Origin of the sequence: Actinospica durhamensis (genome assembly GCF_018139695.1) — a bacterium.
In the GTDB taxonomy this organism is placed as follows: domain Bacteria; phylum Actinomycetota; class Actinomycetes; order Streptomycetales; family Catenulisporaceae; genus Actinospica; species Actinospica durhamensis.
This window is the reverse complement of the sequence record NZ_JAGSOG010000337.1, coordinates 1-8,140: the sequence shown is the minus strand read 5'-3', so window position 1 is coordinate 8,140 and position 8,140 is coordinate 1. Positions and strand designations below refer to the sequence as shown.

The window sequence follows — 8,140 nt, the reverse complement described above, 5'->3', positions numbered from 1 at the left end:
GTGGTGGGCCTGATGCCGCACCCCGAGCACGCGATCGACGAGCTGACCGGCCCCTACCCGGGCCCGGCCACCGACGGCCTGCCCTTCTTCACCTCGGTCCTGCAGCGCCCCCCAAGCGTTACACTGGTCGCTGCGGCGAGTCGGTCGGGCGACCGCGAGCACGCCGGGTGACCGGCGGGTTCGAGGAAAGTCCGGGCTCCACAGGGCAGGGTGGTTGGTAACGCCAACCCGGGGTGACCCGCGGGACAGTGCCACAGAAAACAAACCGCCGGTGCGGGAGCGATCCCGAGCCGGTAAGGGTGAAACGGTGCGGTAAGAGCGCACCAGCGCCCACGGTGACGTGGGCGGCTCGGTAAACCCCACCCGGAGCAAGGTCGAGAAGGACCGGGCGCGAGCCCGTTCCGCGCAGATGTCCGAGGGCTGCTCGCCCGAGTCTGCGGGTAGACCGCTCGAGGCGCACGGCGACGTGCGCCCTAGATGGATGGTCGCCACGCGCCCTGCACGCAGGGTGCGTACAGAACCCGGCTTACAGACCGGCTCGCCGCATTCGAGCCGTCCCGGCCGTTTCCCGCCGCATCCGAGCGCGCCGGATCCGCTTACAGGAACCGCTCATATCCACGTCAGTACTGCTTAATCCCCCCGTACCAGAGTGGCCGTAGCGCAACTCGAGGAAAGAATCGGGGTGGAAGCGGATGATCTCCGCCATCGCCGTCTTGCCGCGTACCGGCGAGCTCATCGACGCCGTCGCCCACGCTGTCGGCGAGGAGTCGCCGGGCGACCCGCAGCTGCTGACCGCCGAACGGATCGCCGTCGTGCTCCGGAAGTTCCTGCATGACCCGGACCTGCTTACTCCGGAACAACAGGAGCCGGATGCGGCGCACTACCGCCAGCACGTGCTCTACGTGGAGCCGAGTGCGCGGTTCTCGTTGGTGGCGCTGGTCTGGCTGCCCGGCCAGCAGACGCCGATCCACGACCACACCACGTGGTGTGTCGCCGGTACGTATCGCGGCTGCGAACAGGAGACCAGCTACCAGCCCGAGAACTCCACCCTCAAGCCGGTCGCCACGAACTTCCACCCGGTCGGCGCGGTCAGCGCGCTCGCGCCGCCCGGAGACATCCACCGGGTACGCAACTGCGGGAGCGAGCTCGCGATATCAATCCACGTGTACGGCACCGACGTGGCCGCGCACGGCGGCAGTATCCGCAGGTGCTACCTCGAGCCCTCGTCGATGGCTTGAGCGGCGGCGAGTCGGGAGCTTATGCCCGGGAACCGTTGCGCCCGTGCGGAAAGATCGATTCAGGTGGCACGATGGGGGCGTGGGAGAGTCGATGAGCTTTGAGGCTGTGGTCTTCGACCTGTTCGGCACGCTGGTGCGGCCGTTCCGCAGGTCGGAGCACATCCTCGTGACGCGGGAGTGTGCGGGCATCCTCGGGATCGAGTTCGAGGAATGCCACCGGCTGTGGGTGGAGTCGTTTGCGCGCCGGTCTGTCGGCGAATTCGGCTCCATCGCGGAGAACTTCGGCTGGATCGTGCGGCGGGCGGGTGGCGAGCCTGTTGAGGAGACGCTTGCCCAGGCCGCCAAGCAGTACGCCCGGTTCACTGTGGCCAGCCTCGAGCCGTTCGAGGGCGTTCTGGACACGCTGGAGCAGCTGCGGGCTCGCGGGCTGCGGATCGGGCTACTCACGAACTGCGCCCCGGACGTGCCGGAGGCTCTGCCGAAGATGCCGCTCGGGCATTGCTTCGACGCGTGCGTCTACAGCTGCGAGGCGAAGGCCGCCAAGCCGGCGCGGGAGGTGTACGAGCTCGTCGTTCAGCGGCTCGGCGTCGACCCTGGCCGGACGCTCTACGTCGGTGACGGCAGTGATGGGGAGCTTGCCGGAGCGGCCGCGGTGGGGATGCATCCGGTGCTGGTCACCCCGAGCCTCGCCGACACGTACGATGCGCAGCGGCCGGAGGTCGCGGGGTGGGTCGGGGAGCGGATCGCCACCATCCCTGACGTGCTTCAGTACCTCGCGCGGAGGTAAGCAGGAGCTAAGCAGGGCTGTTTCCCGGACCCGGTACCATCAGTATCGGACCTTTCGGGAGAATCATGGAAATCAGGCCTTTTTTGGGCGCCGATGCCGACCCGAGCGAGCTGAGGCAGCGCTACGAACTGTATGCCGCTGATCGACGGTCCGTATTTCCCGGGTTCCCCATCCACTCCTACGGGCAGTATGTGGCGAGTGCCCGTCGCCTCACGCCTGTGGCCGGCCCGGCGCTCGGCTGGTCGGCCTGGGAGCGGGAGCGCCTGATCGGATCCGCCTCGCTCTCGGTGGTCGAGCATGAGGGCATGGTCGTGGCGGTGCCGCGTGTCGAGGTCGCGGCGGATTCGCGCCGTCGCGGCGTTGGGACGGCTCTGCTCCGCCGGCTCGTTGCTTCGGCGAGCGCGCATGGCTGTGCGACGCTTGCGGCCGATGCCGTGCGGGTCGGCAGCGACGGTGGGCTGTGGGCCGAGCGCGTCGGCTTTCGGACTGTGCAGGTGTTCTCCTGGCAGATGCTCCACATCCAGGAGGTCGACCCTGCCCGCTGGCAGGTGCCGGTCCCTGCGGGCTACCGACTTGAGTATTGGATCGCCGCGGCGCCGGAGGCTCTGGTGGCTGCGTTCGCCTCCGCCCGCAATGCCATCGCTGACTCGCCTCTCGGCGATTCGAGTCTCACTCACCCGGCGTGGACGGTCGAACGGGTTCGCCGGGTCGAGGCCGAGATCGCGGCCGGCGGGGATCAGAGCCACTGTGTCGTCGCAATACACGAGGACAGCGGCGTGCTGGCCGCGTTCACTGAGTTGCTCGTCGACCCGCTACGCCCGGCGCTGTGCTGGCAGCGTGACACCGCCGTGGTGCGAGCGCATCGGGGTCGTGGACTCGGCCGGGCGGTCAAGGCTGAGATGCTGAACCGACTGGCGGCCGAGGTTCCGGATCTCGATTGCATCGTGACCAGCACGGCGTCCGAGAATGCGGGCATGCGCCGCGTCAACGAGCAGGTCGGCTACGTCCCCTACGCCGAGATCGGCATGCTCGAAGCGGCAACCGCCGACATCGAGGCGGCGCTGGCGATCCCCGGTCCGCGACACCGGCCGCTACTCGAGCGCGTCGCCGACTTCGAGGCCTGATGCAGCGAGGCCGCCTCGGGCCGAAGAGGTCGCGGCGGGCTGATCCCGCAGCAGCGTCTCGCCCTTGATGAACCAGGCAAGCCCGAACGAGAACGTGGCCAGCGCCTCGCACCAGAACAGCGGATGGACCTTGTCGTCGAACGACTGCGAAGCGAGCGAACTGGCCGCGGCCAACGCCGTGAACACCAGGATCAGCACCGCGCAGACGCGATAGAGCAGGTTGCGCGCGTTCTTCGCTGACGTGCGCTGCCCGACCGGAACGTCCGAAAGCGTGAACAGGAACCAGCAGATCAGAGCCATGCTCACCAGGAACAACGCGGCGAACACGACGTGGAACACACCCACGGTCGTGGCCAGCCGCGAGGCGTTCGCCGGCCGCGTCGGGCACAACGCCACCCCGATCGCGCATGCCCCGGCGAGCGTGGCGAACAGATCGTCCCACCGTCGATAGCGGTAGCAGACCAGGAACACGCCCACCGCACACAGGCTGCCGACGAACACATTGCGCATGTCCGAGTAGTAGTAGCTGCTCACGGACGCCAGCAGCACCCACCTGCCGGTGCTCACCGCGTAGCCGAGCGGGACGGCGATCGGCAGCAGCGACCCGATGAGGCCGATAGCGCGGCGCAGGAAGAGATAGGAGACGTTGAGCTCCATCGTGGCGGCCCCCCAGTCGTTCAAGGCACGGACCCAGCTTTCCGCTCGATTCATTCCCGCCACATAGCGTGTCAATCCGATCACATAGTGCTCACATCTGCCTTCTTCCTGGCGTTTTGTGCGCGCGTTCGCCTCCGCACGCGGCGGCGCGCGTCTCGGCCGCGCCAAGTTCCGGAACCTGACTTCGGCTCAGCCGTCTTGACACGGACCCGATCCGGCGACAACGTTGTCATCGCTTGCCGTCTGTGCAGCGCGTACCTCCTCATCCGTTTTCCGCCGCCCCGGACCCACCCGTGTGCGCGGCGAGGAAGGAACGACGCACCATGGCACGATTCGCTCGCCCCAGCACGCCTTCCGTTCCCCACTCCGGGCGCGGCCTGCCCGCCCGTCCGCCCGCGTTCCGCCTCCGGCTCACCGCGGCGCTGACCGGGACCGTCACCGCCCTCGCCCTGGTGGGGGCTCCCGCCTCCTACGCCGCCACCGCCAAAGCCGCGCTCGTGACGAGCCCGGCATCGCTGGTGAACCCCTTCATCGGCACCACCAACTCGGCCGACGACTTCCCCGGCGCCGACACCCCGTACGGCATGGTGCAGTGGAGCCCTGACACGCCCTCGCGGCCCGACGGCGGCGGCTACGAGTACAACGACTCCTCGATCACCGGCTTCAGCCTCACCCACCTGTCCGGACCCGGTTGCGGGGGAGAGGGCGACGTGCCGATCCTGCCGACCGTCGGCAGCATCAACACCAGCGCCACCGACGCGTTCTCGCACTCCAACGAGACCGCCTCGCCCGGCTACTACTCGGTCGCGCTGTCCAACGGCGTCACCACCCAGCTGACCGTCACCCCCCGCTCCGGCATGGCCTCGTTCACCTTCCCGTCCACCACCCAGGCCAATCTGATCTTCAAGCTGAACGGCAGCCAGAACGGCGACTCCAACACCCAGTTCAACGTCGTCAGCAGCACCGAGGTGAGCGGGCAGGCCACCAGCGGCAACTTCTGCGGTGCGGGCAACACCTACACCGTCTACTTCGACATGGTCTTCAACCAGTCCTTCGCCTCCAACGGCAGCCAGGCCGTGGCCGCCACCACCCCGTCCACCGCCGCGGCGAAGGCCTCGACCACGCCCGAGGCGAAGAACCACCCCGTGCTGCACGGGAAGACGGCCACCGCCACGCCCAAGGCCGTCACCGCGAACACCGCGGCCAACGACGGATACGTCACCTTCAACACCACCTCGAGCCAGACGGTGCTCGCGAAGATCGGCGTGTCCTTCGTCTCCATCGCCAACGCCGTGCAGAACCGCACCACCGAGAACCCGAACTGGAACTTCTCCTCCACCGAATCCGCCGCGCAGACGGCCTGGAACAACGTGCTCGGGAAGGTCCAGGTCGCGGGCGGGACCAGCGCCCAGCAGACCGTCTTCTACACCGCGCTCTACCACGCGTCGCTGCACCCGAACATCATCAGCGACGTCGACGGCCAGTACCCCGGCTTCAACGGCAGCGTCCAGACCGTCGACTCCGGCCACTCCGCCGTCTACGCCAACTACTCCGGCTGGGACATCTACCGCTCCCAAGCGCAGTTGGAGGCGCTGACCGATCCGCAGGCCGCGTCCGACACCGCCCAGTCCATGATCGACGACTACAAGCAGACCGGGCAGTTCCCCAAGTGGTCCGAGGACAACGGCGAGACCTACGTCATGGTCGGAGACCCGGCCGACGCCATCCTCTCCGAGTACTACGCCTTCGGCGCGCAGAACTTCGATACCTCCACCGCGCTCACCGACATGATCGCGGAAGCCACCACGGCCAACAACAACCGTCCCGGCCTGGCCTACCTCGAGCAACTCGGCTACCTGCCCACCAACGGCAGCTACGGGTGCTGCAACTTCTACGGCCCCGCCGCGACGACGCTCGAATACGACACCGCCGACTTCGCCATCTCGGCCTTCGCCGGGGATCTGGGCGACGGCTCCGACCAGAGCGCGTTCGCCAATCGCGCCCAGGACTGGCAGAACCTCTACGACCACAACAGCGGCTTCGTCCAGCCGCGCGACTACAGCGGCACCTGGACCTCCGGCTTCAACCCGACCTCGACGTCGAACTTCGTCGAGGAGGACGGCTGGCAGTACACGCTGATGGTCCCGTTCAACCTGCACGGCCTGGCCACGGCCATGGGCGGCAACGGCACCATGAACACGTATCTCAACACGGTGCTCTCCTCGTTCACCGGCGCCAACGGCTACACCGACCTCGCCAACGAGCCCGGCCTCGACATCCCGTGGGAGTACGACTACACCGGTGAGCCGTACCAGACCCAGCACGTCATCCGCGAGATCCAGGACCAGATCTGGACCGACGCCCCCAACGGCCTGGCCGGCAACGACGACCTCGGCGAGATGAGCTCCTGGTACGTCTGGTCCGCGCTCGGCATGTACCCGGAGACCCCGGGCACCTCCGACCTGGCCCTCGGCTCGCCCCTGTTCAGCCAGATCGTGCTCACCCTGCCCAGCGGCAACACCCTGACGATCAACGGCAGCGGCGCGGCCGACGCCTCGCCCTATATCCAGTCCGCCACCTGGAACGGCAACGCCTGGAACGACGCGTACGTCCCGTCCGGGGCGATCACGTCCGGCGGCACGCTGAACTTCACCCTCGGCTCCAGCGCGAACACCTCCTGGGCCGCCGCGGCGAACCAGGCCCCGCCCTCCTACGCGGGCAACCCGACCTACACCGACATCGGCATCTCGGCCGACTCCGCCGCGTCCAACGCCGACTTCGACGGCGTCGGCTACAGCTACTCGGCCTCGGCCCTGAGCGCCGCCGGAGTCACCCCGGGCTCCACCGTCACCGCGAACGGCGTGTCCTTCACCTGGCCGGGAGCGGCCTCGGGCAGCCCGGACAACTACGAGGCCAACGGCCAAAGCGTGACGACGAGCGGCTCCGGCGCGATCTCATTCCTGGGCTCGGCCAGCAACGGCCCGTCCACCGGCACGGCCGTGGTCACCTACACCGATGGCAGCACGCAGAACGTGCCGATCACCTTCAGCGACTGGACCCTCGGCGGCGGCGCTTCGTCCGTCGTCACTTCGGACACCATCGCGATCACCACCACCTACCGCAATCACGCCGGCAACTCCTCCGACAGCACCAAGTCGTACGTCTTCGCCACCAAGCCGATGAACCTGGCCTCGGGCAAGACGGTCGCCAGCGTGCAACTGCCGAGCAACGTCGCCAGCGGCGGCATGCACGTGTTCGCCATCGGCTTCACCTCGGCGGCCTCCCCGGCCGTCGGAGCCGTCTACTCCGGCGTGTCCAGCGGCGTGCTCAGCGGCCTGTGCCTCGACGACAACGGCTCCGGCGCCACCGACGGCACCCACATCCAGATCTACGGCTGCAACGGCGGCGCGGCGCAGCAGTGGACCATCGCCACCAACGGCACCATCCAGATCAACGGCGGCTGCATGGACGTCAGCAACAGCGGAACCGCCAACGGCACCAAGGTCCAGTGGTGGACCTGCAACAACACCGGCGCCCAGCAATGGGAGGTGGGTTCGGGCAACTCCCTGATCAACCCCGAGTCCGGCAAGTGCCTCGACGATCCCAACTCCACCACGACCGCGGGCACCCAACTCCAGATCTACACCTGCAACGGAACGGGGGCCCAGAACTGGACACTGCCCTAAGAAGCCGGCCGCAAGCGCAGCCACCGGCGATCGGTGCCCGCATCGGGACTGTGCCGGGATCGGGACCGTGCCTGCATCGGGACGGTGCCCGGATCGGGACTGTGCCCGGCGTTGGACACCGCTCCCGGAATGGGACTGCGCCCGCATCGGGACTGTGCCTGCATCGGGACCGTGTCTGGATCGGGATCGTGCCTGCATCGGGATCGTGCCCGGCGTTGGACACCGCTCCCGGAATGGGACTGCGCCCGCATCGGGACTGTGCCTGCATCGGGACCGTGCCCGGATCGGGACTGCGCCCACACCGAGATCGTGCCCGGATCGGGACTGTGCTCGCACCGGGATCGTGCCCGACGTTGGACACCGCCCCCGCAATGGGACACTGCCCTGAGTAGGCGGCCGCAGCAAGCGCAGCCCCCCGCGCGGACGCCCGTCATCGGCGCCCGCAACGGGACCGCGCCACTGCCACCGCCTGCACCTGCACCTGTGCCTGCGTCTCCGGCCCCAGCGTCGGCGCCCGCCCCGTCGTTCTTATCCGGCCCATCCCGGGCTGGATAAGCCCGGAGCGTGCGACGCCGCTCATCGCGATCCGGCCGCCGGGTTCCGTCCCGGCGGCCGGATCCGTGCGGAGTCCTCCACCCCGCCCCACCC

General features: G+C 68.5%; 5 protein-coding genes, 1 other RNA gene and 1 pseudogene. 6 read left to right on the top strand and 1 reads right to left on the bottom strand.

Annotation, left to right across the window (positions count from 1 at the left end):
• From KDL01_RS46220 to KDL01_RS36545, 5 genes and pseudogenes are all read left to right on the top strand, one after another.
• A pseudogene (locus KDL01_RS46220) lies at positions 1 to 108 on the top strand (phosphoribosylformylglycinamidine synthase subunit PurQ); the annotation flags it as partial.
• A 28-nt stretch (positions 109 to 136) separates the two neighbouring features.
• An RNA gene (gene rnpB / locus KDL01_RS36560) (RNase P RNA component class A) lies at positions 137 to 545 on the top strand.
• Between the two features lie 147 nt (positions 546 to 692).
• Positions 693 to 1,238 carry a cysteine dioxygenase family protein gene (locus KDL01_RS36555; protein WP_212533291.1) on the top strand — a complete coding sequence of 182 codons (546 nt, stop codon included), beginning with the start codon at positions 693 to 695 and terminating at the stop codon, positions 1,236 to 1,238.
• A 79-nt stretch (positions 1,239 to 1,317) separates the two neighbouring features.
• A complete protein-coding gene (locus KDL01_RS36550; RefSeq protein ID WP_212533290.1) occupies positions 1,318 to 2,025 on the top strand; it encodes an HAD family hydrolase in 708 nt (235 codons plus the stop codon).
• Between the two features lie 65 nt (positions 2,026 to 2,090).
• Complete coding sequence (locus tag KDL01_RS36545) at positions 2,091 to 3,149, top strand: GNAT family N-acetyltransferase (protein WP_212533289.1); 1,059 nt, start codon at positions 2,091 to 2,093, stop codon at positions 3,147 to 3,149.
• Here KDL01_RS36545 and KDL01_RS36540 read toward each other — a convergent pair.
• A complete protein-coding gene (locus KDL01_RS36540) occupies positions 3,117 to 3,974 on the bottom strand; it encodes a hypothetical protein (protein WP_212533288.1) in 858 nt (285 codons plus the stop codon). The two genes, KDL01_RS36545 and KDL01_RS36540, sit on opposite strands and share 33 nt — an antisense overlap.
• Before the next feature lie 155 nt (positions 3,975 to 4,129).
• Between KDL01_RS36540 and KDL01_RS36535 the strand changes: the two genes are divergently transcribed.
• Positions 4,130 to 7,492: a lectin gene (locus KDL01_RS36535; protein WP_212533287.1), complete on the top strand. Its 3,363-nt coding sequence runs from the start codon at positions 4,130 to 4,132 to the stop codon at positions 7,490 to 7,492.
• Positions 7,493 to 8,140 lie beyond the last annotated feature (648 nt).